General features: G+C 35.4%; 17 protein-coding genes. 7 read left to right on the plus strand and 10 right to left on the minus strand.

All coding sequences use genetic code 11. The features are described 5' to 3' along the window. Positions 1 to 249: 249 nt before the first annotated feature. The 6 genes from Q8S25_RS06550 to trmB all read right to left on the minus strand — a co-directional run bounded on the left by Q8S25_RS06550 (position 250) and on the right by trmB (position 9094). Positions 250 to 3090: an outer membrane beta-barrel protein gene (locus Q8S25_RS06550; protein ID WP_305535996.1), complete on the minus strand. Its 2841-nt coding sequence runs from the start codon at positions 3088 to 3090 to the stop codon at positions 250 to 252. A gap of 117 nt (positions 3091 to 3207) precedes the next feature. Next, on the minus strand, positions 3208 to 6966 hold the full coding sequence (locus tag Q8S25_RS06555; protein ID WP_305535998.1) for a DEAD/DEAH box helicase: 3759 nt from the start codon (positions 6964 to 6966) through the stop codon (positions 3208 to 3210). Positions 6967 to 7061: 95 nt separating this feature from the next. Continuing rightward, on the minus strand, positions 7062 to 7796 hold the full coding sequence (locus tag Q8S25_RS06560) for a 2-phosphosulfolactate phosphatase (RefSeq protein ID WP_305536001.1): 735 nt from the start codon (positions 7794 to 7796) through the stop codon (positions 7062 to 7064). A gap of 16 nt (positions 7797 to 7812) precedes the next feature. After that, positions 7813 to 8187, minus strand: a complete 375-nt coding sequence (locus Q8S25_RS06565; protein ID WP_305536003.1) for an MGMT family protein — start codon at positions 8185 to 8187, stop codon at positions 7813 to 7815. Between the two features lie 30 nt (positions 8188 to 8217). Further along, the gene (locus Q8S25_RS06570; RefSeq protein WP_305536006.1) at positions 8218 to 8409 is read right to left on the minus strand and encodes a DUF5522 domain-containing protein; all 192 of its coding nucleotides are present in this window, start codon (positions 8407 to 8409) and stop codon (positions 8218 to 8220) included. Beyond that, on the minus strand, positions 8390 to 9094 hold the full coding sequence (gene trmB, locus Q8S25_RS06575) for a tRNA (guanosine(46)-N7)-methyltransferase TrmB (RefSeq protein WP_305536008.1): 705 nt from the start codon (positions 9092 to 9094) through the stop codon (positions 8390 to 8392). Before trmB ends, Q8S25_RS06570 begins: the two co-directional genes overlap by 20 nt. Before the next feature lie 72 nt (positions 9095 to 9166). On the opposite strand from trmB, the gene Q8S25_RS06580 reads away from it, so the two are divergent. The 3 genes from Q8S25_RS06580 to Q8S25_RS06590 all read left to right on the plus strand — a co-directional run bounded on the left by Q8S25_RS06580 (position 9167) and on the right by Q8S25_RS06590 (position 12554). Continuing rightward, positions 9167 to 9553, plus strand: coding sequence for a hypothetical protein (locus Q8S25_RS06580; RefSeq protein ID WP_305536010.1), 387 nt, complete (start codon positions 9167 to 9169; stop codon positions 9551 to 9553). 96 nt (positions 9554 to 9649) lie between these two features. After that, positions 9650 to 9940 (plus strand): heavy metal-binding domain-containing protein, encoded by a 291-nt coding sequence (locus Q8S25_RS06585; RefSeq protein ID WP_305536012.1) that lies wholly within the window; start codon positions 9650 to 9652, stop codon positions 9938 to 9940. Between the two features lie 55 nt (positions 9941 to 9995). Then, positions 9996 to 12554: a TonB-dependent receptor domain-containing protein gene (locus Q8S25_RS06590; RefSeq protein ID WP_305536014.1), complete on the plus strand. Its 2559-nt coding sequence runs from the start codon at positions 9996 to 9998 to the stop codon at positions 12552 to 12554. On the opposite strand, the gene Q8S25_RS06595 is transcribed toward Q8S25_RS06590, so the two are convergent. The 4 genes from Q8S25_RS06595 to Q8S25_RS06610 are packed head-to-tail and all read right to left on the minus strand — an operon-like array spanning position 12555 to position 19186. Next, positions 12555 to 13778: a cation:dicarboxylate symporter family transporter gene (locus Q8S25_RS06595; protein WP_305536016.1), complete on the minus strand. Its 1224-nt coding sequence runs from the start codon at positions 13776 to 13778 to the stop codon at positions 12555 to 12557. 26 nt (positions 13779 to 13804) lie between these two features. Next, complete coding sequence (locus Q8S25_RS06600; RefSeq protein ID WP_305536018.1) at positions 13805 to 14542, minus strand: hypothetical protein; 738 nt, start codon at positions 14540 to 14542, stop codon at positions 13805 to 13807. A gap of 28 nt (positions 14543 to 14570) precedes the next feature. Next, positions 14571 to 15983 carry a SusD/RagB family nutrient-binding outer membrane lipoprotein gene (locus Q8S25_RS06605; protein ID WP_305536020.1) on the minus strand — a complete coding sequence of 471 codons (1413 nt, stop codon included), beginning with the start codon at positions 15981 to 15983 and terminating at the stop codon, positions 14571 to 14573. A 20-nt stretch (positions 15984 to 16003) separates the two neighbouring features. Continuing rightward, complete coding sequence (locus Q8S25_RS06610) at positions 16004 to 19186, minus strand: SusC/RagA family TonB-linked outer membrane protein (protein ID WP_305536022.1); 3183 nt, start codon at positions 19184 to 19186, stop codon at positions 16004 to 16006. Positions 19187 to 19427: 241 nt separating this feature from the next. Between Q8S25_RS06610 and Q8S25_RS06615 the strand changes: the two genes are divergently transcribed. The 4 genes from Q8S25_RS06615 to Q8S25_RS06630 all read left to right on the plus strand — a co-directional run bounded on the left by Q8S25_RS06615 (position 19428) and on the right by Q8S25_RS06630 (position 23789). Beyond that, positions 19428 to 20678, plus strand: a complete 1251-nt coding sequence (locus Q8S25_RS06615) for a hypothetical protein (RefSeq protein WP_305536024.1) — start codon at positions 19428 to 19430, stop codon at positions 20676 to 20678. A 338-nt stretch (positions 20679 to 21016) separates the two neighbouring features. Further along, the gene (locus Q8S25_RS06620) at positions 21017 to 21487 is read left to right on the plus strand and encodes an Lrp/AsnC ligand binding domain-containing protein (protein WP_295189766.1); all 471 of its coding nucleotides are present in this window, start codon (positions 21017 to 21019) and stop codon (positions 21485 to 21487) included. 10 nt (positions 21488 to 21497) lie between these two features. Beyond that, positions 21498 to 22343 (plus strand): Wzz/FepE/Etk N-terminal domain-containing protein, encoded by an 846-nt coding sequence (locus Q8S25_RS06625; RefSeq protein ID WP_305536026.1) that lies wholly within the window; start codon positions 21498 to 21500, stop codon positions 22341 to 22343. Continuing rightward, positions 22344 to 23789: an O-antigen ligase gene (locus tag Q8S25_RS06630; RefSeq protein ID WP_305536028.1), complete on the plus strand. Its 1446-nt coding sequence runs from the start codon at positions 22344 to 22346 to the stop codon at positions 23787 to 23789. The last annotated feature ends 94 nt before the right edge of the window (positions 23790 to 23883 follow it).

Raw genomic sequence — 23883 nt, forward strand, 5'->3', positions numbered from 1 at the left:
AGCCCTAACCAATTTTTCGGAGAAATTTTCACTGATAGGGGCAAGTGCCAGTTGCTCGTCCTATCAGAAACCACGTCGCGGCCTCGGTAATACGATGAATGGTATGAGCAACTGCTCCGTTAAATACGAACAGTTGTTAGCGTATAAATTAGATGTAATGCTTGCTACCATTGTTTCAAATGAAGTGCAAATTTACAATTCTTTGAAATACAAATGGCAATAAAACTAAAATTCCAGATTAGTTAACGTTTACTGTCTAAAATTCCGCATCATTTGCATTCCTTGACCTGGAGCACCTCTAAAAATTTGATTTTGTCCTCTTTGTTGCATACCACCTTGAGGGGCACCAAAACTTCTTAGGTTATAGGTAAAGCTGATCATGAAGTATCTTTTCAAAACAACCGTAGAAACGTCTTGAATGGTATTACCAGTAACATTTCTGGTTAAACTCTGGTTTTGATTGAGCAAGTCAAATACATAGAACTTGAGTTCACCATCTTTTTTCTTGAACAATTGCTTGGCAATACTCGCACTCCACAATGGAATATTGGTGTTAAAGCCTTCTGCTCTTCCGGTATTTTTTATGTACCTGAAATCAGTTGAAAACACCCAACCAGATTTGGTATATACAGTTGGTTCCGCTACAAAGGTTTGGGTAAAAAAATCTCCATTTTGCTGAGGCTGCAGTGTGTATCGTGCAAAACTTAAACTAGAATTAGAAGAGAAGTTCATATCGAAGCCCTCTTTTATATTAGTAGTCCAAGAAGCATTAAATCCTGCAGTAGTATTTCTGGTGTAATTGCTTAAATCGTTTACCAAAGTTTGACTCTGATTTCTACTTAAATTAAGACCAAAATTAAGATTACTCTTAGGCTTCTTTAAAGGGAATCCATAATTTAAAAACCCGTTTACATTATAAGTGCCACTCAAGTTAACGGGTCTGGTAAACTGAGCTCCATTTGGTAAATAAGTGGTAGAGTTTTGAATATCATTTGCAGTAAAATTGGCATTAATTGTTGCAAAGAAAATTTTCTGAGTAACTACATCAAATGAGCTAAACAAGATTCTAAAAGTATGAATAAACTGTTGCTTCAAATTAGGATTACCAGTGGTAATATTTAGCGGATTAGAATTGTCTACAACAGGTTGTAATTGCTGTGCTGTAGGCTGACCGGTTCTTCCGTTATAAAAGATCCTCAAATTTTTAGTTCTCGAAAAGTCATAACGAAAATTCATAGTAGGGAAGAAATTGACAAAGTTCTGCGTGATAGAACTGTCTTTACTCAAATTTTTACTAATCAAATCGCCTACTTGAACACCCGAACCAATACTAAAATTATACTTCGCGTTTTGCAAACGATAATTCAATGTAACTCTATTAGAGTTAAAAGTGTTTTCAAAAACGTTGGTTAAATTAGGAACTACAATATCATATTGGCCATTGGCTTTGTTAAAAGCAAATGTTTTTGTGCCCGAATTATTTACATTAGAATTATAGTTGTAATTAAATTCAATAATCTGATTTTTACCTATGGGCTCTGTATAAGAGAAAGTAGCATTCATGGTTTTACTATCTCTATTGGTTACCCCAATTTGATTGATGGTATCTGCATAGGGAGTAGTTGTATTGAAAAAATTATTGATGGAATAGTTGGTAGTATTGCCATCATTAACACTCTTGCCTGGATTAAATGCAATGGAATAAGTTCTTCCTTTCTTTTTGAATCGATGCCTAAATGTTGCTTCTAAACTAGCATTGAACCCACTATTGCTTCTATCTGTAGATGCAATAGAATTATTTAAATTTTTACTTGTTCCCCTGGTAGAGAAAGTAGTTACATCAGTTGCAGATTCGGTTTCCTGAAAACTAATATTTGGTCTAATTATTAAAGAATTAGAAGAGTCAAATTGGTGTTCAATATTAAAATTGATTCTATGATTTTTATTTTTAGTAATTGAATTATTTAGCTGAGAATTAAAAATAGATGAATCAGGATTTCCAGGAATCAGGTTCTGGGTATAGCTATTTTGTTCACGCGTTGTTTGCATATCGTTAAAGAAATAACTACCAGATACTTCTGTTTTTTTACCCCAAATATCTTTATAGTTTAAACCAGCAGCCAAAGTTCTAATTATGCCGCCACTATTATTGGTAGCTCCACCTGCACCACCTCTACCGCCACCACCAGCAACTACAATGGTTCTACCACCACCACCTCCTCCGCCAAACAAATCTTGCGCCCCAAAATTTTGTTTGTTAACGTTATTGGCCTGACCCGTGAAAGTAAGTTGACGATCCCCATTAAAATAACTAAGGTTAACACTGTTGTCGTATCTGCCTTCTTCAGAATCAGATCCACCACCCGCAATCACTCTTCCAAAATAACCTTTGCGCTTATCTTTCTTGGTGGTGATATTGATGGTTTTAATTCTGTTACCATCGTCAAATCCAGTAAATGCACTTTGGTCGTTCAGCGCATCAAAAACCTGAATTTTATCTATCATGTCTGGAGGTAAATTCTTAGTTGCTAATTTGGGGTCATCTCCAAAAAACCTTTTTCCATCTACTAATATTCTTTGAACATTTTCTCCTTGAGCTTTAACGGTTCCATCAGCTTCTACCTGAACACCTGGAAGTTTCTTTAATAGGTCTTCCATTACAGCATTGGGCTTGGTTTTAAAACTAGAAGCATTAAATTGAACCGTATCTTTTTTTATAGTAATTGGTGACTGAGTTACCGTAACTTCTCCTAAATCATTTGCAGCCAATCTTAAATAGATAGTTCCCAGGTCAACCGATGCATTGGCTTTTGAAAAGTTAATCTTCTTTGAATAAGCTTCATATCCTTGAAACTTGATCATGACAATCATTTCTCCAAAGGAAATTTTTTCTACCACAAAACTTCCGTCTGCTTTGGCTAACCCAAATACATCCAATGTAGAATCTTTGGCTTCTAAAATAGTAATAGAAGCATCTTTAAGTGCCTGCTTACCCACACTGTCTACCAACTTACCCTTTAGGGTAGCAGTATTTTGTGCTATTAAAGCCATACCAGTGAACATACTCAGTACCAATAAAAGTAAACGCATAATCAATATTTTGAAAGACCGAAACTAAAATGTATTCAAGAAATACACTTGAAGATTAATATTAATGGCAAGCTATCATGATAACAGGGAACTTCATTCATCAAATCGGTGAAACCCTTAACTGAATAGGTACTCCACGTCTTCTTTTGTTAAAGTTTTAACAAATCCTTCGTCATCGGTAATGACTTCTCTAGCAAGATTTCTTTTTCGCTCTTGCAACTTTAGAATTTTGTCTTCTACCGTATCGGTACAAATCATCCGATAAGCGAATATATTTTTTGTTTGTCCAATTCGGTGCGTACGATCTATAGCCTGTTGCTCTACAGCAGGATTCCACCATGGATCAACTATGTACACATAATCAGCTGCAGTAAGGTTAAGACCCACTCCTCCTGCTTTTAATGAAATCAAAAACACCCTACAATTGTCGTCGTTTTGAAAACGTTGAATGGCACGCTCTCTCTCGGCTACAGTACTACTTCCATCAAAATATTCATAATCTACCCCTAACTCCTTCATTTTTTCTTTAATTAAGGCAAGCATGCCCAAAAACTGAGAAAAGACTAAGGCTTTGTGATTGCTGATATTTTCGGTGATTTCTCTACCCAGTTCTTCCAGCTTTACAGAAACATTAGGATAACGTTCTTCTTCTTTTACAATAGCAGGGCTATCACAAATTTGACGAAGCTTCATTAAACCCTGTAAGATGGTTAGTTGTGATTTTTGAATTCCTTGATTTTCTACTACCCCTAAAATTTTATCGCGGTAATCATTCCTATATGCTTCATAAATTTTTCTTTGCTCCTGACCCATTTCACAGAAAAGCACCATTTCTTGTTTTTCAGGAAGATCTTTAGCCACTTGTTCTTTTGTTCTTCTAAGAATAAAAGGGTACAACAACTTTCTTAAATGATCTTTTTGTTCCTTCTCACCAAATTTATCAATAGGAATAGAAAATTCTTGCTTAAAGAATTCCATGCTACCAAGCATACCAGGGTTTAAGAAATTCATTTGTGCATAAATATCAAACGTATTGTTCTGCAAAGGTGTTCCGCTTAAACATAGTCGACTCTTTGCTTTAAGTAAAGATGCCGCTTTAGTTACTTTACTTCCTGGGTTCTTAATTGCCTGACTTTCGTCTAAAATGACATAATCAAAGGATACTTCTAAAAACTGTTTGATATCACTTCTTAAAGTACCATAAGTGGTAATAATTACATCAAAAGCTTTATTACTAATACCATCCTTTAATCTGGCACCACCATGGTGTATATAAAAACTAATATCGGGTGTAAATTTTTTAATTTCGTTTTGCCAGTTAAACATCAATGTAGTAGGACATACTACCAAAGCCTTTAAGCTGCCATTTTCGGTTTTTAAATGGTGCAAAAAACAAAGTGCTTGAATGGTCTTACCCAATCCCATATCGTCGGCTAAAATTCCACCCCATTGCACTTCTCGCAAATAATTCAACCACTGAAATCCACTTTCTTGATAAGGCCTAAGAATTGACTGCAAATGTGCAGGTGCTGGAACTGGCTTAATTTCGTGATTGTCTTTTAGACGTTCATATTTTTCTTCTAACTGAAAAAACAACTCTTCCTCATCTCTTTGCAAATACAATTCTTCAATTACACTAAAATGGTACTTGCTGAGCTTCATATTGCCAGCTTTTCCTTCACCTACCCTAAATAGCAATGAATATTTCTTCACCCATTCTTCAGGTAGAATACCCAATGTACCATCTGTTAATTGAACAAATTGCTGTTTGTTGGCCAATGCTTTTTTAACATCGTCAATGGTTACTTTTTGTTCCCCAAATTGAATTTCAATTTTTGCATCAAACCAATCGGTATTGCTGCTGATGAATATTTTAGTAGATGGTTTTGCTGTATTAAATCTGAAATTCTTTAAAGCTTCAAATCCAAAAACAGGAATATTCATTTCTTTTACTGCATCAATAAATAAGAAGAACCAATTGTTCCTCAAAACATCTTTCCCTTTTAACGCAAGAATATTAGAATCAACAGGACGAACAAACCCGGAATGAAGTGATTCTATCCTGGTAAGCAATTCCTGCTCAGCTGCCATATTTCTGTGAATGACCAATAACCTATCTGCAATGGGGAAGAATATTTTTTCTTTATCGGTATGCTGTACATCATAGCCTTTATAATTGAATACTGGTTGAAAAAGAAGGTATTCCCCCTTCTCTTTCAAAAGAATTTTCAATTCTGGCTTAACATCTTTTACTTCTTCTTTTTTAACATTGGCAAAATGAACGGGATAATTTTTAGAAATAGGCAAAATAAAACTGGTTAATTGTTGCGACCAGTCTTGTTCTGCAATAATCAATTTACCTGTTGGTAAAAATTGTTCTACTAATAAAATGTCTTCTGGCTTTTTCCAGATATAAAAATGAGCCCCATGTTGAAAAAACATAGGCGACTCACATTCATTATTACTTATTGAAATTAAAGCAGATGGCAACTGTACATTACAAGTTACTTCGTACTGTTGGTTATTATAATTGATACTGAATTCAGGCTGAATAAAATGATCAGACAAAACCGCTTCCTGTAAATTCTCTGTCACAAATCGCTTACCTGATGGAAGGTAAAAAACAAAAGGAGAACTGGTAAATTCAGTAAATAACTTTTTTAATTTAGGATGAAGGTATTCATTAATCAAGTGCTTGGTTTCTTCGGGCAACTCGTCGGAATGTTGCTGAATAATATTTTCCCAAATTCCACTAAAAGGAGAATTTCTATTTAAATACCGATTTACTTCCGCAGACATTAGTTTACGCAATTGCTGTAAAACCATTTTATCGTCTTCAGAAAAAACAGCTGTATTAACAAACTTAGTAAGATCTAACTTAACTGTTTTACTAATGAATTTGGTTAATTCATCATTGGCTTCACCCTGTACAGCTTCAATTTGCACATTTGGATACTGTGTAGGGAATGAAGTAATAACTAAACCAATTTTTAAAGTAGCTGCTTGATCAGTTTCTGTTTCAACTTCTAAAGTAGGTTGCATGTCAAGAGGCTTTGGCTTTGCTTCTACTCCAGCAACTACTGTTACTCTTTTTATACTGCTGTCTAATACACGCAGGAAGGGTTTCCCATCGGTATAAGTAAATTCAAATTTACCTTTTATATCATCATCCAAAGAATAGCCATAAAGCGCTAAAAGCTTATTCTTTTCTTTATCCCAATTTCTTATGCTATCAAAATAAGCGGCTCCATGATTTTTAAATAGCTGCAAAAAGACGATGCCTTTGTGAACACATAAAGGATGTTCGGTTTCGCTATTGCAAGTACAACTGGTGTCAAAATTTCTTTCCTCGTTTTTTTGTAGAACTACTTTGTGTTGCTCATTCTCATAATCTAGTTCGGCCACTACTCTTTCATTCTTTGCTTCTAGAATGGTTGCTTTATTGGTTCTTAAATATTCTTCTGCTTTTTCGAAAGACTCAGTAGAAGTTAACATTCGGATCAATTTAAGATCCAACAGTTTAATTTTCACTGTTGTATGCTTTTGATCGTAAATGGTTTCTTTATCGCCCAGTAAGTTTTTATCTAGCATGTCTTGTAAGTGAAATAAAGCCCCAGCTTTATGTCTACACACTTCTGCTAAATTATATGGACAAGAACATCTTAGTGAAATGGTTTTAGGGTCTTTAAACTGATTGATATGCACTTTGTAAAAAGTACTATAGCCATCGTCTTTTACCCTAAAAATAATATTACCCATTAAGTCATCATACTCAATCAATTCAACATTACCCAATGCATGAATTTTTTTGCCTCTACGGATTACTTCTTCCGTACCAAAATTGTATATATGTTTAATTAAATAAGGTAGTGCCATTGCTTTACATCAGCCAAAAAAGGCCAATTTGCAAAAGTAAAGGAAAGCAAATCTAAAATGAATTATTTAATGGTAAAATGTGGACTATTTGTTTGTTATTCAACAGAATCCTTCACAATTAGGTCTCCATTCTTATAAAAAGGCAAAATATTTGCTAAATCAGGGGTTACACAGTATTCAAGGTCTTTTTCTAAGCCATATTGTGCCAATCGATGCCAATGAGTAGTATTCCTTATGAATCCTTTTAAATCGTTCTTATGCAACTGGTACATATTCGCTGCCATTAAACTGCTATCGCAATGAATTGTAAAATGCGCTTTTACTCTTTCAATTACAGCTCCAGCAAATAAAGTATCTTCTAAATTAAATTTGTCTTTCCATGCAGAACAGCCGAGGATTACATTCTTTTTTTGTGCAATCAAATGACTACAAAGCGCAGATAAATTTGGGAAGGACCCAGTTACCACTTCCGCAGCACCATTTTGCAAAGCCATATGCAATAACTTAGTACCATTGGTAGTAGTGAGTACTAAAGTTTTTCCTTCAATAAATTCACGTGGATACTCGGCGGGTGAATTTCCATGGGCTAACCCAGGAATAATTTTCCCATCTCTTTCACCAGCAGTAATTCCCCCAGTATTTTTTCCAATCTGAATGCATTTATCTACTGTATCTACAGGTATTACTCTAGTAGCTCCATTATACAAAGCAGTTGCAATGGTAGAAGTTGCTCTGAATACATCAATCACTACCACTATGCTATTGCTAATATCATAAATGTCTAATAAACGAGGAGATAATACAGTATGTAAAACAGGTTTTGTGCTCATGGGGCGCAAATATACTTCAAGATAATTCTACAGCAGGGTCCCAGAATTTTTTTTCAAAGTCTACCACCTGATCATCCACTACTTTAACTTTTTCTTTGGCCAACAATTCTTCCATTTTGGTGGGGGTAGCAAAATGCATTTTACCAGAAAGCAAGCCCTTTCTATTGACAACTCTATGAGCAGGAATAGTAGGATTGGAATGCGCTGCATTCATAGCCCATCCCACCATTCGGGCACTCATTTTAGTTCCTAAGAAATGGGCAATAGCGCCATAGGAAGTTACCCTTCCTTTCGGAATTAATTTAGCCACTTCAAAAACTTGTTCAAAAAATGAAAGGTCTTTAGCGCCACTGGGTAAAATACTCTTTAATTTTTCAGCTGATTTTTTCATACTGTTAGCTCAATAAAAGTATATTAAAAACTACTCAGTATTCGCTTTTTCTTCTAACAATGAAGATCGTTTTGGTTCTGGCACCGATTCATATTCATAAGGACAATGTCTGCATCCATAACCACAACAATGTCCCTTATTTAAATGATACTCGGCCGTAAATACCATGTATCCTTTTTCGTCATAATAAAAATCTTTACCCTCAATCAGATTCCTGTTCACTTATCAATTGTTTTAAAATTTCATCTTTTTCAATTGGAATGGGTTTGTCTACTGTAAAACAACAGTAATGAATTCTGTTGCTTCCAGCAATATCCAATCCTTCGTAATGCGTTTTAATTTGCAGTTCTGGTTTTACAGAAGCTGCAGCATAAACATTGTCAGAAGATGCTAACAAATTAAGTTGGAATAAGTTGATTACAGTTAAAGTAAATTCGTAAAGGTCGGGACTATCTGTTTTAAGGTGAACTAAGCCGCCGTTTTGCAGAATGGTCTGGTACAAACGCAGGAACCTTGGATGTGTGAGCCTTTTTTTAAATCGAGAACCCCTTAATTGGGGGTCGGGAAAAGTAATCCAGATTTCCGCTACTTCGCCCGGTTTAAAATAATCGGTGATTTTATCAATATGCGAACGAACAAATGCAACATTATTCAATCCCTCATCAATAGCCGTTTTAGCGCCACGCCAAATACGATTTCCTTTTATGTCTATGCCTATAAAATTCCTTTCCAAATACATTCTTCCTAAACCAACTGCATATTCTCCTTTACCACAGGCCAATTCAAGGGTAATGGCATGATCATTCTTAAAAAAGGTAGCCCAATTGCCCTTCATATCCTGCGGATACTCCAACACATTAGGAAAAGATTTAATTGCTTCGAAACGGATGAGTTTTTTTTGGCCCATAAACGCGAAGATAAAGGTTGGATTTAACATTTAAAACAAGCCCTAAATTGAAATGCCCCCTACCTTTGCAAGGTGAAAAGAGTTGGATTGATATTATTGTTCTGCATTTATGCTGCTGCCAGTTTTGGTGTTGGCATCAAACAGTTCTATTGCTGCAACCAACTAAAGTCTACCACCATCAGTTACGCAGCAGTATCAGAAAACAGCTGTGGCATGAGCCATAAAATGAAAGACTGCTGCAAAACCAAAGTAAAATTTGTTAAATCACAGGATACTCATTTTGCAAAAACGGGTTTAACTAGTATGCCTTCGCTTGAATTGCATACGAATACTACTTCTTTTTATTCAATCAACCAATTGGTTAGTTACAAAGGGGCTATTGCAGTACCACAAAGCAATCCTCCACCACTGCAAACCAGCATACCGCTCTACCAATTTTATTGCAATTACAGAATTTGATACTCATCTTTCTTAGTGTGATACTACGCATTCTTATGTAGTATCTATTGGCGTTATTATACCGCATCTTCTTTATCAAACATAAATTAAACCAACATGAAAAAAACCATCATGCTAGTATTAGCAGGTTTCTTAAGCCTTGCTACCTATGCACAACAAACTGCACCAAAGCAAGACAGTACAAAAGCCACCCATTCTTGCCCAATGCATCCAGAAATTACTGGAACAGAAAAAGACAAATGCAGCAAATGTAAAATGGCTTTAACACCGGTAAAACAATATGTATGCCCAATGCATGCAGATATTACCAGTACTAAAAAAGATGCAAAATGCAGTAAATGCGGTATGGCTTTAAAAGAAGCAAAGCCTGCGCATAGCAAGCATTAATTCATTATTTCCTGACACAACATAATGTGTCAGGAAATTTTTAAAATAGAAGAAGATGAAAAAAAATATATTCGGGTTATTGGTATTACTATTATTAACTACTACCAATGCAGTAACCGCACAAACAACCGATACTAGTGCAACCACCATACAGTTCAGAGTAGAAGGCGCCTGCGAAATGTGTAAGGAAAGAATTGAAGAAGCAACTAAAGGTAAAGGGGTACAAAAAGCAGATTGGGACATTGCGTCAAAAATGTTGACCCTACATTATTTTCCTGCTTTAGTGAATATTAATAAAATTAAAAACAGAATTGTAGAAGCAGGACACGACTTACTGAATAAGAAAGCGAAAGACAATGTGTACAACGAATTACCCGAATGTTGTCATTATCGCGATGAAAATAAAAAAGCACATGATGCAGAAAATATCAATACCGACGAAGTAAGAGGAATCGTATTGGAAGCCGATAAAAAAGGACAATTCAATCCATTGTACCAAGCATCAATTAAATGGTTGAATACAGAAAGAGGAGTGCTCACCGATAGTCTAGGATATTTTAGTATTCCAATGACAACCAGCTCAAATAGATTAATCATCAGTTATGTAGGCTACCAATCAGACACATTTACTGTTGAAAATCCGTCTACTTTAAAAGTGATATTAGCAGACGATCAACAATTACAAAACGTAACGGTAACCAACTCACGCAGATCAACTTATATCAGCACCATTAGCCCCATACGATCAGAAATCATGACAGCTAAAGAGTTATTGAAAGCAGCCTGTTGTAATTTGAGTGAAAGCTTTGAAACCAATCCATCGGTAGATGTATCGTATAACGATGCGGTAACAGGGTCAAAGCAAATACAGCTATTGGGCCTAAGCGGCAACTATACTCAATTGACCGTAGAAAATTTACCTGGGCCAAGGGGATTAGCCACTCCACTAGGACTTAACTCAATAGCAGGACCTTGGATTGAATCTATTCAATTAACCAAAGGAGTAGGATCAGTTGCCAATGGATTCGAAAGCATTGCCGGACAAATTAATGTAGAATTAAAAAAGCCCGCAGTAGGAGAAAGACTCTTGGCCAATATTTATATTAATGAATTTGGAAAGACCGATTTAAACTTAAATCTTCAAACCAAACTAACTGAAAAATGGTCTGCGGGATTATTATTGCACGATAATTTTTTAAATAACAGCAATATCGATTTTAATAAAGACGGATTTAGGGATTTACCTACAGGCAACCAGTTCAGCATGGTAAATAGGTACCAATACAACGATTCAAAAGGCTGGATGGCACAGATGGGCATCAAAGTAATGAAAGACAACAAAACAGGCGGACAAACCAGTTTTAATCCAAAGCAACATCAGAATTCTAATAGCATTTATGGTTTAGGAATCAATACGAATCGATATGAAGGCTTTGCAAAAATTGGATATGTATTTCCACAAAAAGTATACAAGAGTATTGGTTTGCAAATTGCAGCTATCAACCATGACCAAGAATCTTATTTTGGCAAAACCATTTACAATGCCAATCAAAAAAGCTTCTACAGTAATTTGATTTACCAAAGCATCATTGGAAACACCAATCATAAGTTTAGAACAGGATTGAGTTTACAAAACGATAATTACAATGAATTATTTAATACCACCAATTACCAAAGAAGAGAAACTGTAGCAGGTGCATTTTTTGAATACACGTATACTGCATCAGAAAAACTCAGTGTAGTTGCAGGTATCAGAGGAGATCACAATAATTTATTTGGCGCATTCCTAACACCTAGATTGCATATTCGATACGAACCATTTAAAGGAAGTATTTTTAGAATTAGTGCAGGAAGAGGACAAAGAACCGCCAATATTTTTGCAGAGAATACAGGCATACTGGTAAGTGCAAGGCAGTTAAATATTATTGGTGCCGGTACAGGAAAAGCATATGGTCTAGATCCAGAAATTGCTTGGAATAGAGGTATTAGCTTTGATCAATCCTTTAGACTATTCAACAGAAAAGCCAGCTTAGCAATCGACTATTTTAGAAATGATTTTACCAATCAAGTAGTAACCGATTTGGAAACCACCAATGAAATTCGTTTTTACAATTTGAAAGGGAAATCCTACTCCAATAGTTTTCAAACAGAGTTGAGTATGGAACCAATTAGTCAATTAGAAGTTAAAATGGCTTATCGCTTTTTTGATGTAAAAACAACATATGGCAATGAATTATTACAAAGACCTTTTGTATCTCAACATAGGGCCTTCTTAAGTTTGGACTATACAACAGGTAATAATTGGAAATTCAATTATACCATTACTTACAATGGGCAAAAGCGAATTCCTTCTACATTGAGTAATCCAATTCAATTTCAAAGAGAAGCCATGTCGCCCGATTTTTATTTAATGGCGGCACAAATAAGCAAGACCCTTGGAAAAAATAAATCGATGGATTTTTATATAGGAGCAGAAAACATTACGAACTTTTTTCAACAAGGGGTGATTGTATCCGCTGCAAATCCGTTCGGTCCTTATTTTGATGCATCACTCGTATGGGGCCCCATCAACGGAAGAATGTTGTATGCAGGTTGGAGAATGCGATTGAAATAATTAATAGTCATTTATATCGTGTTTATGAAATGCCTTGTGCATTCTTCCACGATCGAACATTTTCTCATTGTTCGCAATAAATATAGTAGCAACGCCATTACCAATAAAATTGGTGATGGCCCTTGCTTCAGACATAAAACGATCCACACCAAGCAAGAGTGCTAATCCTTCAATAGGAATTACTTTAGTGGCCGCAAGTGTAGAAGCCAATATAATAAAACCACTTCCCGTAACGCCAGCAGCGCCCTTTGAAGTAACCATCAAAATACCAATAATGGTAATGATTTGTTCCATATTTAAGGTGACGTCAAATACTTGCGCTAAAAAAACAATGGCCATTGACAAATAAATAGAAGTGCCATCTAAATTAAAAGAGTAACCTGCGGGAACCACCAATCCTACTACCGATTTATGGCAACCCATATGTTCTAACTTTTCCATTAATGAGGGCAATGCTGCTTCAGAAGAAGAGGTACCCAATACAATCAGCAATTCATTTTTGATATACCCCAAGAATTTCCAAATACTGATTTTATAATAGCGTAATACGCTGCCTAAAATCAAGAAAATAAATAAGGCCATGGTAATATAAACACAAGCCATTAGTTTACCCAGCGGCAATAAGGTTGCCACACCATATTTGCCAATAGTATAAGCCATTCCGCCAAAAGCCCCAATAGGGGCTAACTTCATCACCCAGTGCAATCCTTTGAAAACATATTTGGAACTAAAATAAAACCCGCGCAAAATCTTGTCTTTATATGTTGACTTGCTAATGATAATTCCAGACACAATTGCCAAAATCAATACTTGTATAGTAATATTATCTTTAAAAAATTGTACCCAGGAAATAGAAATTGGCGCACCACTGTATGTAGAAATATCTCCCTTATTTACGGCAGCTGTATTTACACCAGCACCCGGCTCAAATAAAAATGCTACCCCTAATCCAATTAATAAAGCAAGTGTAGTTACAATTTCAAAATACAAAATGGCTTTACCGCCCACTTTACCTACCTTCTTTAAATCGCCCATACCACAAATACCCGTGACAATGGTTAACAATATAATAGGGTTAATAAATAGTTTAATGATGTCTATAAAGTACTTACCCAAGGGCTGCATGGCCACACCCTGCTCCGGAAAAAAATGACCCAACAAAATACCTGCAGTGATGGCAAACAAAACCCAAAATGTTAGGTTGGTAGCAATTTTCTTAACCATAATCACAATTAATATTGAAGGAAAAATTAATGAACAACCTCATTGACTACTTTAACACAAAACTGAATTTCCTCATTGGTTAATTGCATTATCCTAAAGGTTTCACCATCTTTATCTAAATAGTTATAAACAGTAGCAAACTTATCGGGTAACCGTCCAGTGATTTTCTTTACAAAGCTTAATGCAATTAAAAAAGTACCCAAATTAGAAGGATGTGATCCATCAGAATGAAATAAGTTCATCCCAGGGTTTGTTTTTCTCGCTAATGCCCAACTATCGCCAACAGGAACAACTGTTGCGCCAACTTTTGTTGCCAAAGATTGATACACCTCACTTATTTGGGGCTGGGTCTCTGGTGTTTTTTCACGTGCCCAAGTGCTGTACAGATAAGGTTTGGCACCAACATTTTGGATATAATTGCAAAACAATTGCCCATATAAAAATAAACTGTCTTTATATTGAATTGGCCACATGCTATTATCTTGCACAACAACTATATCAAATTTATTAGTAGCAATAAGCTCTTTTGATTTTAACCCCCTTAAGCCTTTCCAATGCTCTCCCAAATTTGCGCCACCAACAGTAGATTTTCTACATATGATTTTGGTATTCATACTATCTGTAATCAATCCAATCATTTGGGAGAGATTATTATAATAAACGTAACTATTCCCAACAAATAAAACCCGAACAGTGTCTTTTTTTTCAGCAGCAAATACAGTTACTGAAATAAACAAAAATAGAACTGTGATATTTTTTTTCATACGAATAAACCCTTAGTATTTACACAAACTATTTATTAATTGGTGTTGGCTCAAATAAAGTTGGAAGAACGGATGGAATTGATTTATTAATATCAATCTCCACCTGAGGATATATAAATCGTTGAGGAAAACTTGCACCGAAATTCAATGGTATATTCACTTTAATATCGTTCTCCTTAAAAGTTCTTCTTAAGTCGTTAAAGCCTTCAATTTGACCAATAAATGTAATATATCTTTCTTCTAAAATTTCACGCAATAATGCTCTGTCTTGAGGCAAGGTTGGCAATTGGGTGTTTTCAATTCCGCCTGTTAAAAAATCAGCTGCTACATAAGGGTCATATCTAAAGTTACCCGTAGTTAAATAAGTAGTATTTATATATGCACCGGTATTCATGTATGCTCTATAAGCATTAAGTCTAGAAAGTCCAGCAGTAAATCCGTTTAACCTTGTATCTGCTTCAGCCAAAATCAATAAGTTTTCTGCAAAAGTTGCCAATGGGAAAAATGTACTTTGCCCAAAAAACCCGTTCAGTGTAAAATTTAAATTAGAGGCAGAATTATAAAAATAACTCCATCTTGCTCTTTCTACTGTTTTAGTATTACTTCTATTTCCTGCTCTAGTTGGATTCAATAAATTTACTCCATACATACCTGTAGCGTCTATCCAATTGGGTCTGTCTAATGATAAAAATTGGAAATACAAATTAAATGCCCCTCTATTCGTTGCATTATGCGGTGCCATGAAATTATTGGCTTGGGAATTTATTCCACTTTGCGCAGCTGTGATTGCTTTCTGATATTCACGCGTATGCATAAAATACCTTGCTTTTAAGGTATTAGCTGTTTGAATCCATCTGGTCATATTTCCAGCAAAATGGATATCCTGAGCTGCAAAACTCACAAATGCAGAGGAATTTAAATTGACTATTGCGCTGTCTAACAGAGTTTGAATTGCTGCATAAACACCAGCCTGACCATCAAACTTTGGATTAGTATAACGATCATCTGCAGCTTCAGCATAAGGAATATCTCCCCAGAGTGCTGTTGTAGTTCCTAGTAAATTAGCTTCAATCACTTGAACCACACCTACCATTCTTCTATTATTCACTTCAAGTGCTTTTGCTTTTAAAAGCTTTATATTTTTATACACGCCTGAGTAAATAATTCTCCATGAATCATCAAAATTCCTAGCTATTACTGAATACTGATGATAACTCTGGTACTGTTGTGTAAACCCTCTAAAATAACCAGACCACATACCAGCAAATCTTGCTAAATCTCCTTCTTGAATATTCATATTGCCTACCATAATACTAGTAAGCATTGTATTCGGGTCTGCATCTATAGGATTATTTGGATCTGTGTTTATGCCTTCAACTAATTTATTACAAGAAGTTAAAAGGGTGGCGAATAATACAATGCCGTATATATATTTTTTCATTTGACTAAAATTTGAAGGAATTAGAAATTTAGTTTTACAGTAAACAAAAATGACCTTGTAGGAGGGTTTACAAAATAAACCACCCCTCTTCCTGAAGTAGAACCTGAATTGTTTGCATCAGGATCGAATCCATTTACCTTACTGATAATAAACAGGTTTCTTCCACTTAATTCTAAACCAATTGAGTTAAGTCCTAGTTTTTGTTTCAGGTAATTACTTGTAATATTATAACCAAGATTGATCTCTCTAAATCTAGTCCATGTAGCATCTTCCAAGAATAATTCTCCTACGTTGCCAAACCAACCACCAGGACCAGTATACCAACTTTGATCTAGCGCAACATCTGCGCCACCAAAGTTTCCTATATTCCCTCTAAATGGAGTTCCTGCTGGAATAGTAGTTCCATTAAATCGCCTAAGATCTTTGGTAGAAGTTCTTTCTACACCAGTTGTAGCGCTGGTTCCATAATCTAACAATACCGCTTCAGTACCATTAATAACCTGACCCCCTTGTGAATGTTCCATTAATGCATTCAAATAGAATTTTTTATATTTTAAGTTAAAGCCAAATGCTGCTCTCCACTCAGGATTAGGATCTCCAATTGGAACAGCTGTTGGATCAACTGTAGGGAACCCATTTGCATTTAACACTCTTTTTCCTGTTGCATCTCTTTGGAAAATATTAGAGAAGAGAACCCCCAAAGGATACCCCTCTACTGCTCTTGAAGAAACCCCAGCAGTTCCGCCCAATGTGATAGAGCCCGCTCCACCTAAATTAGTCACTAAGTTTCTATTCCGTGTCCAGTTAAAATTCAAATCTAAATTCCAATCATTTTTGGCTAAAACATTATAGCCTAAATCTAATTCTACCCCTTTATTTTCAATGGTTCCTGCATTGGTATAAAAGGTATTAAAACCAGAAGCTGGTGATTGTGTTACAGAAATCAATGCATCTACTGTTTGGTTTTGATAAGCAGAGATGCTTAAAGAAAGTTTATTATTGAAGAATCTAAGATCTAAGCCTGCTTCTACTTCTTGTTTTTGCTCTGGTCTTAAAAATGGATTACCCCTATTAACACTTTGAACATAAGAACCTGTACCATACAATGCAGGGTCTAATGCTCCCCCTAATCCATCTTGCCAAGTTCTTGTAACAAAATTTGTTGCAGTTTGATATGCTTGTGGCTGAACACCCACTATCCCCATTGAAGCCCTCACTTTAGCAAAAGAAAGCCACTTTGCATTTTGTAAACTTTTCAACTGATTAAACTGCCATGCAATATCTGCAGAAGGGTAAAAGAATGCTTGTTTAGCTTGTTGACCAAATGTAGAAGCTGCTTCTAATCTACCTGTAGCATTAATAAATAATTGATTATCCCAAGCAAGTCCAATACTAGTATAACCTGCATTGGTTAATCTATTTAAATAACTGTCAGATACGCTTAAATTGGCAGGGGTAACATTGTTAAAGTCTCTTGGCCCATTGGGCAATATAAAATCTAAAGAAGTTCCTCCAAGACCTGTTGTTTTAAGGCTATTATAATTAAAGCCTAAAACCATATTACCGCCTAATTTATCAGAGAAATCATGGGTTGCTCTAGCAATCAAATCAAGGTTAAACTGAAATTCACTGTATTCGTCTCTATCGTATCGCCCAGTGATTGCATTGGCCGTGAAGTATGGGAAATAATTAATCTGTTGGTCGGTAAAATAATCAATACCGGCTCTGGTAGTAAACGTAAACCACTGCGCTGGCTTAATATTAATTTCTGCGGAATTGATGAAACGATTTACTCTTGAAGTATTTGTTAAAGAATTTATCACCCATAATGGATTATTAAATCCAGGATTAGTGCTTGAACCAGTAGCATTTCTATATGATCTTTGCCTATCAGCAACAAATGCTCCTCCAGGTGAACTGAAGAACCGACCTGTAAAATCAGTATTATCAAAATCTGGGGGTGTTCTTAGTAACCCTATTAAAAGACCTGCATTATTAACCCCAGATTGAAGTCTATTTGAATTGGTAAGTATATAAGATGCCTTATTAGAAATATTTAACCAACTATTTAATTGACGGCTTGCGTTTACCCTGAAACTGGTTCTTCTATAATCACTACTATTTCTTACAACCCCTTGTTGATTTAAATCACTAATACTGATGAAATAATTTGATTTGTTATCTCCCCCACTAATACTTAAAGAATTATCCAAAAATTGTCCTGTCCTAAAAATGGCATCGTAATTTTTTTGGTTAAAAGTTTCTTTTGAATTTTTTGTAGTTATCGGGTAAATAGTATTTCCAGTATTACCTACAAAATATCCTCCAGTTGTATTTAATACATCACTTGCGCCAGTTCTACTTGCAATTTTATCTCCCCAAGTTCTAATGGCATTGGCAGCCCAAACACCATTGTTCCCTTGACCGTAAGTTTCTTGTAAATCATAAAATGCACTCACTTGATCAATTGAAACAGTTGACCTAAATGAAATATTCGCTTTTGATCCACTGCTGCCTTTTTTGGTAGTAATAATGATTACTCCATTGGCAGCCCTAGTACCCCAAAGCGCAGCAGCAGAAGCCCCTTTCAAAATTTGAACATTGGCAATATCATCAGGGTTAATATCATTTAATCTGCTTTGCTGTACAATTTGCCCCCCTGAAGATTCTCCCCTTGCGTCTCCACTTACTGGAACACCATCTAATACAATTAACGGATCTGTACTTCTTGTAATAGTACTTTGACCCCTAATTAAGATTTGTGAACCACCCCCTGGATCTCCAGAAGAACGAGAAACCCTAACTCCAGAGGATTTTCCTGCCAATGCATTTAACACCCCTGATTCACCAGAATTACCGATGGCTTCTGCGCTAATTCTGTTAGTAGCATATCCTAATTTATCTTTCCTGGTTTCAAAACCAAGGGCATTTACCACCACATTGTCTAAAGATGTAGCGGTAGACTGTAATACTATATTTACCGTTTCTTCTTCTCCTAATTCTATTTCATTGGTTTCATAACCAATGAAACTAATTACTAGTGTTTGTTTAACACCTACAATAGGAATGGAAAAATTACCATTGTTGTCTGAAACCCTTGTTGTGTTAGAACCTTTAATTTTAATAGTAGCGCCTGCAATGGCGATCTTTTTTTCATCTAAAATAGTCCCTTTCACCGTTCTATTTTGAGAAATGGCAGGCATAATAATGCCTATTGTAAACCCGATAAGGAAAAGCAAATGCTTAAAAACAGTTGTACATTTCATAATGGCAGCCTTTTTTGGTTAGCTAAAGCAATTTTCGAGAACAAAATAGTAAAGGAATACCCGATTTGATTTTTTTGGTCTTTCTAAACTGTTTTCAAATAAAAAATGTAATTTCCAAAATTGGTTTTGAATTTCCGAAATTTGCTATGTATTGATTTGCAATTAATTAGAAACTTATATGCTTAAAAAGGGCAAAGAAGAAATTATCTATTTATTAAATAAAGCCATCGAAAAATTTCAGGCTGATACAGGTAAATTGATTATTCAAAATACCAATCGCAAGAATTATGAAGAATTAGCCATTGTTTTAAGTGAAATAAGTAATCAACTTCCAGAAACAGCTTCGCAATTTGGTCATATTGTCTATGAAGCTGATCCTCAAAAAGAAAAAGCAGAATATCCATTCAGAAAATACGATATCACAGGTGGACAAATTAAAGATGCTTTGATGGGACTTGTTGCCAATCCAAGACCTTTTTTAGTTGATACTTGTTATGTTTATCTATATCAAATGGGGAGGCAAGCTTTTGAACAAAACCCAATAGATTCGGCACTAATTGCTTCTAAGGAGAATGAAGAATTTAGCAAGGACAGCTATTCAATTATTACTGAAAATCAACAACTTAAATTAAAGCTTGCCAATTTAAAAAAAGATACAGACGCAACCATCCTTAAAAAATTAGGATTTTATCGGATGATTTTTATTCCACTTTGTATTGTCTTTTTAATCACAGCCATATATACTTGGAATTTATATCTACAATCAGATACTAAATGGGAAACTATTCAAAATGATTTTAATTTAATCCCTTATAAAGTAACTCAATCCGAAATAGATCAATTAGAGGGAATTTGGATTTGCTATACCAGTTCTCCACAAGCTCGACTGTCTGATCCAAACCGTTATCACAAAGTGGTGGCCAACCTAGTAGAAATAAAATATAAAAATGGTTATTTTGCTTACCACCGTTATGGAGCTAGTTTTGACCATATTGGCTATGCTCAATTTGAATCGCCCAATTTGGTTTCTATCCATTCTCAAATAAAAAACACCGACAAAAAAGTAGAATACCCCAGACATAGTCTACTCAGTTTAGACAAGAAGGAGGAATATCTTAGTGTAATATCTGCATCCTGGAATTTTGATGCAGGTGCCAATAATCGTATAATTGGAATTAGAGAGGTCTATAAAAAGTTGGGGAAAGGTGGAAGAATAGAAGAAGTAATCAATACCCCAGCCAATGCCAGTTGTCAATGCAAGATTATAAAGTGGCATAAAAACACCGAATCCACGCAGGCTTTCTATTTAAAAAATATGTTTTTGGATTCATTAAAAAATCCAACCCTCTCCAATTTAATCAACGAGAACAGCATTTTATTAAAAGATCCTGAAGCAGGGTTGATTCTAAACAAAAAAAGCCCCGAATAATTCGGAGCTTTTTGAATGCTGTAGGGGGAGGGATCGAACCTCCACGAGGCAGTTAGCTATAGCGCAAAGTTCAGTGGTCGACCCTGGTCGTACAAGTATTGCTACCTGAACGGCTCTACACTACGTTTATTCTGTTATCCTCACCCCCGAGACAAGAGGGCATGTCTGCCAAAAGTTTCATCACCCCACAGTAAAAAGAACTAATTTGTTACTTTGATAAATCAAAATTAAGATAAACTTTATTTAATTAGTTAATTTTCAAACATTTTTAATAAATTATAGATAATATTCAAATAACAGTACATATATTTGAATATTATTAAAATAAAAAGCCAAAAATGCCTAATAAATTAAATCTTGACAAACTTGATTTTCAAATTATCCAAGAAATGATGGAAGATGCGGAAATCTCTTATGCCGATTTGGGAAAGAAACTATTCGTTTCGGGGGGCACCATCCATGTTCGCATCAAAAAACTAGAAGAACTAAAGGTAGTGAAAGGTAAAAGATTATCGGTAGACCTCAAATCTTTAGGCTACGATGTTATCGCTTTCATTGGAATTTACTTAGAAAAAAGTTCTTTGTATGATTCCGTAGCAAAGGAGTTGAAAAAAATTAAACAAATTGTTCGCTTAAATTATACTACCGGTAATTACAGCATGTTTGCGGAAATAGTATGCAAAGACATACAAGAATTGCGCTTTGTATTGCACGACGAATTACAAAAGATAAAGGGAATAGAAAGAACAGAAACCTTTATTTCTCTAGAAGAAAGTTTAGATAGAAATGTAGTGGTAAGCCCACTCTAAAAAAATGAGTATGAATCAATTTAATATTGCCGAATTAACGACTGCTCTTATCAATCGCTGGAAATTCATTGTGGTTTTCACTATTGCAGCTGTTGCAATTGCAGCAGGAGCAACTTTCTTTATTACCCCAAAATATACAGCCACTACCAAATTTTTACCAGGCAATGTAGTACTTGCAGACAAAGCCCGACTATTTAATGATGAGATTCAACACCTCTATTCTTTTTTTGGTTCCGGAGACGACTTAGATCGTTTAATGAGTATGGCCAGCATGGATACCAGCCTCAAGCAGGTGATTCATGCGTTTGATTTGACCAACTATTATAAAATAAAAGAGAAAGATGCAGGAATGGGAATGTATAAAACCATCCGGCAATTTAAAAAAGACCTGAGTCTGGTAAAAACGGTCAACAATGAATTGGAAATTTCTTGTGCCCATCAAAGCAAGGATACGGCAGCAGCCATTGTCAATTTTATGACAGATCAGCTTGCTGCAAAAATGAAAAATATTTGGAAACTACAATACGAGAAAATAAATGTACAACTAGACAGTAGTATTGCAGCCATCTCTAATGATTACAATAACTTATTCAATACGGCAACCTCAAATGACGCTATTGTAAAAACTAAGATGAGCGTACTCTTGAGCCAATTAGAGCAGTTAAACAAACTGAGTATTGAAACAAAAATGGCAGCGGCTACTACTCCGGAAGCGCTAATAGTTTTAGAAAAAGCAAGTATACCTGCAAAAATAAGTTGGCCCAACAAAGCAGTTGTTTTACCCCTTGCCGCATTATTAGGATTGATTTTTAGTGTATGCTTGGTGTTAATTAGTGCAAAACCAAGTCGCTTTTAAATGCTACCCTTTTTACAATCAAAAAAGTTTTCATGGCTAGCCATTAGCAGTTTCTTTTTGTTTGGATTAGGGTCGCTGGTAACGCAAGAACCCTATTGGCTAATTGCACCTTTTATTTTAGTGGTAACAATCCCCCTTGTTCAATTAATTGTTACTAAAACCGAATATTTATATTGGTTGTTGCTGATTACACTACCACTATCCACAGAATATAATTTTACGCCATCGCTTGGCTTAGATCTTCCAGATGAACCTTTGCTTATCCTATTATCAGTTACAGTATTTGCAAGTTGCTTATTCAAACCATCTGCTTTTCAAATTATTTTTAAATCGCCCATTTTTAGGTGGATCATTGCCATGGTAATTTGGATGTGTATCAGTTTATGCTATGCACCCAACCAATGGCTGGCACTTAAGTTTATACTAGCCAAGATTTGGTACATAATACCATTGGTATTCCTTACTGCTTTGATTCATCAACGTTCAAGTAATTTTAGAAAGACTGCGCTATATCTATGCATACCATTAATCCTGATTGTGATTCAAACACTTATAAGACATGCATTCTATGGATTTGACTTTGTTGCCATCAAAAAAACTATGGGACCTTTCTTCAGGAATCACGTAAACTATTCTGCTATATTAGTTTGTCTGATTCCCATTGGTTTGCTCATTCACCATTCTACACAAGACCTTCGCAAAAAAAATATAATTAAAATAGGAATTGGCATTGCATTAATGGGATTATTCTTTGCCTATTCAAGGGGTGCATGGTTGGCCCTATTAGCAGGGATGATTGGCTACTATTTAATTAAAAAAAATATACTCGGAAAAACCATATTGCTAAGCATTGTCACTATTGCAATTTCTCTAATTGTACTAATGCACAACAATTATTTCATGCAATTTGCGCCCGAACACGATGAAACCATATTTCATGAAAATTTTTCTGACCATTTAAATGCTACAATTGGGCTGAAAGATATTTCGAATGCAGAACGCTTTCATAGATGGGTTGCTGGAGTTAGAATGGTAGCCGAAAAACCCTGGACCGGATTTGGTGCAAATAGTTTTTACAACAATTACCAACCCTATACCGCAGCCGCATTCAAAACTTGGGTAAGTAATAATCCCGAACATTCCACGGTTCACAATTATTATTTATTGCTTGCCTTAGAGCAAGGCGTACCAGCACTTATTTTATTCGCAGGATTTTTTATTTACTTGTTATTACAAACTCAACAACTTTACCACCAGTTTCAGCAAAACTATTTCCGACAAATTGCATTGGCCTTGGGTGTTTTATTAATAATGATTGCATCACTCAATTTTACCAGCGATCTAATTGAGACAGATAAAATTGGTGGGTTGTTCTGGTTGGCCGCAGGTATATTGATTGGTTTAAAGTACCATCACCAAATTGAAAAAGAGTCTGTAGCTATTTAAGCGGTACAAAAGTTGTATTGACCGATTAAGTGCCATTTTAATCATTAATTAATGCCTTGACGATATACACTAAGATAGTTTTGGTGTCTAATAT

It is taken from the genome of Sediminibacterium sp. (assembly GCF_030695065.1).
Classification (GTDB): Bacteria; Bacteroidota; Bacteroidia; order Chitinophagales; family Chitinophagaceae; genus Sediminibacterium.